Raw genomic sequence first — 2,683 nt, forward strand, 5'->3', positions numbered from 1 at the left:
GGATTAAATATCTCATATTTTCAACTTAAGTAATACAGGTATCTTGCCTGTTAACTTTGTACCTCGCGGGCAAGGGAAAATGCTGTATTTAGTTAGGATTAAATATCTAATATGCTCAACTTTACTTAATCAAACTTTTTAACTCTCTCCAAATAGAATGTTGATTAGAAGTTGATGCGGGATGAGTCAAAATTCCTTGAGTAGGGCTGAACAAAAAAGCTAATATAAATAATCCAAATGATACTAATACAATTGCCGGACCGGATGGCAAATTATAGAAGTAGCTAATATACATCCCACTAATACTAGATAAAATTCCTATTCCTACTCCTAAAATCATTACTTGATGCAATCTTTTAACTAATAAATAAGCTGTAGATGCTGGTGTAATTAATAAGGATAAAACTAATACTACTCCTACTGCTTTGAGACTTGCTACAATTGTCAAACCAATTAACATCATTAACCCCAAATTTAATAAATTTACAGGTAAACCTACTGCTTGAGCGCCGAGGGGGTCAAATGTGTAAAAGAATAATTCTTTATATAGTAGAATAACAACTAATAAAACAACTACAGCACTTATTAATGTATCTCGTACATCTCCAACAGTTACGCCGAGAATATTGCCGAATAAAAAATGATTTAGGTCGATTTTATTGTCTTTCTGAATAACTGTAATTAATGTGATTCCTAAAGCAAAGAAGGCAGAAAAAACTATTCCCATTGCTGCATCTTCTTTGATTGGCGATCGCGTCCTAATTAAGTTAATTAAAATAGTGCTTATTATTCCAGCGATAAATGCTCCGACAAATATATTTGCTCCTATCCAAAAAGCAATAGCTAATCCCGGTAAAACTGAGTGACTAATGGCATCTCCTAATAGTGCTAATCTTTGTACCATTAAATAACTCCCAACTACTGCGCAAATAATTCCGACTATTACTGCGACTAGGAGCGATCGTTGCATAAAACTGTATTGTAGTGGTTCGAGTAATGTTTCTAACATGAGTGTTTATTTTTCCTCTTTTGGATGTTTTATTATTCTGATTTTATAGTGAAAATTAAGTGGTAATTTCATAAGTAAAGAGGTATAATTATTCTCCGCTAATTTCAACTAATGCTTCACCAGACAGTAGAAGTTCTAGCGCTTCTGGTAAAGTAGCACTTAAAATTTCTCGTAACCGAGCATTTGAGGTGTTACCACAGGTTAACCAGATAATTTGAGGTGGTGAGTCAAGGCGATTGACTAGATCGACAAAATCACTATCTTTAGTTATCAAGATAACACTTTGAGCCTTTGCTGCTTCAAAAATCTCAAAATCTTCAGCATCTCTCAAACCAATATCCCGTAGAGCTAATGCTGTTACTCCAAAAGTATCACTAATCCAAGTGGCGATCGCAGGTGACAGTTGTGCATCTACCCAAATTATCATACAACTAGCACGGGATGATTAAGTTTACGGGAGGCATATAAAAGGGAAGCTTGCAGATCGTTGGCTTCTAGATCGGGCATTTCTGCTAAGATTTGTTCGGCACTCATTCCAGCAGCAAACAAATCTAGTACATCTGATACCCGAATTCTCATACCTCGGATACAAGGGCGGCCACCACATTGTTTAGGATTAATCGTAATTCTTTTTAGTAATTCTGACATATATGTTTTACTCCAGAATGAATTTTAATTTTACTTTAACCAGGAAGTAGCTTCATATTCTATTATCTTGATTTTAAGTATTTCTAATACTGTTGCTGTTAGGCTTGAAGTTCGGCAAGAATAACCTTATAGGATTCTATAAGTCTATTGATTAGTGCATCATAAATCACCTCATAGTTTTCGTTATTTTCTAACAACTCAAGCCTCTTATTAATACTTTTAAGAATTTCATTCTTTTTGGAATCTGAAATCAGATGGGAACTTAAAACACGAAAATCATAGAGTACATAAAATGGAAGTGAAACATCTGAAGAGTTAGATATTTGAAGAACTTTCTCTAGCCACTTTTCAAAAAGCTTTAGTGAGCGAAGATTTTTAAGCTCACCTTTATCTACTACACTTCTCAACTCATCCTTAAGAAATTTTGAATTTAAGCTCTCAACCATAACTCGATTAAGAGCTTCTATAACAGGATTGATATGCTTTTCCTGCCAAAATACAGGTCTGTCAATATTTTCAATAACTTGACTTATTTCTCCTGAAAATTTATAAAGGTCTCCTTGTCGTTTTCTCTGACAAGCTTGAATAACTTTCCATCTCAAACGAAATAAAGTATTTTCAGGAGAGGGGTTTGAGAACTGCAGATCCATCTGTGATTCATAAAACTCTGAGCATAAATCATGGTCAGATTCTACATTTTCAGACCTAAGATAATGCTGCTCGTTCAAAGATAATCCATCAATATCACCTAACCACATAAATACTTTTCGATTTCTATTAATACCGAAAGAAATTTTAAACTCATCTTTTTTTTCTATCCTTCCATAAGTTTTGGAAAATAAATCTAAGCGATAATCAGGATGTTGAGAATATTTATTTAAGACTGCAAGGTTAAAGAAAACTGGAGTCAGAAATCCATCATCCCCACGTCGTAATCCTGGTATGTTGTCATAATCTATATGATCGTATAGAAACTCTACTTTGGCATAGTCGAAACGTTTTTTGAATTCCTGTTTAAGAGACAAA

4 protein-coding genes are annotated in these 2,683 nt (G+C 34.0%); all 4 read right to left on the bottom strand.

Going from position 1 to position 2,683, the window contains the following annotated elements:
• Nucleotides 1-121: 121 nt before the first annotated feature.
• Nucleotides 122-1,009 carry a metal ABC transporter permease gene (locus AFK68_RS02775; protein WP_094671448.1) on the bottom strand — a complete coding sequence of 296 codons (888 nt, stop codon included), beginning with the start codon at nucleotides 1,007-1,009 and terminating at the stop codon, nucleotides 122-124.
• Between the two features lie 88 nt (nucleotides 1,010-1,097).
• A complete protein-coding gene (locus AFK68_RS02780) occupies nucleotides 1,098-1,436 on the bottom strand; it encodes a DUF5615 family PIN-like protein (RefSeq protein WP_094671450.1) in 339 nt (112 codons plus the stop codon).
• Nucleotides 1,433-1,657, bottom strand: coding sequence for a DUF433 domain-containing protein (locus AFK68_RS02785; RefSeq protein WP_094671452.1), 225 nt, complete (start codon nucleotides 1,655-1,657; stop codon nucleotides 1,433-1,435). The genes AFK68_RS02780 and AFK68_RS02785 overlap by 4 nt, the downstream gene beginning before the upstream one ends.
• Before the next feature lie 98 nt (nucleotides 1,658-1,755).
• Nucleotides 1,756-2,683 (bottom strand): hypothetical protein (locus AFK68_RS36220; protein ID WP_168186297.1); only part of this gene is annotated, 928 nt, incomplete at its 5' end.

Source organism: Hydrocoleum sp. CS-953 (assembly GCF_002260545.1).
Lineage (GTDB): Bacteria > Cyanobacteriota > Cyanobacteriia > Cyanobacteriales > Microcoleaceae > Trichodesmium.

What these genes read in the sequence shown, in the direction of transcription:
- AFK68_RS02785 (WP_094671452.1), bottom strand. Translation starts at nt 1,657, where the DNA reads ATGTCAGAATTACTAAAAAGAATTACGATTAATCCTAAACAATGTGGT.
- AFK68_RS02775 (WP_094671448.1), bottom strand. Translation starts at nt 1,009, where the DNA reads ATGTTAGAAACATTACTCGAACCACTACAATACAGTTTTATGCAACGA.
- AFK68_RS02780 (WP_094671450.1), bottom strand. Translation starts at nt 1,436, where the DNA reads ATGATAATTTGGGTAGATGCACAACTGTCACCTGCGATCGCCACTTGG.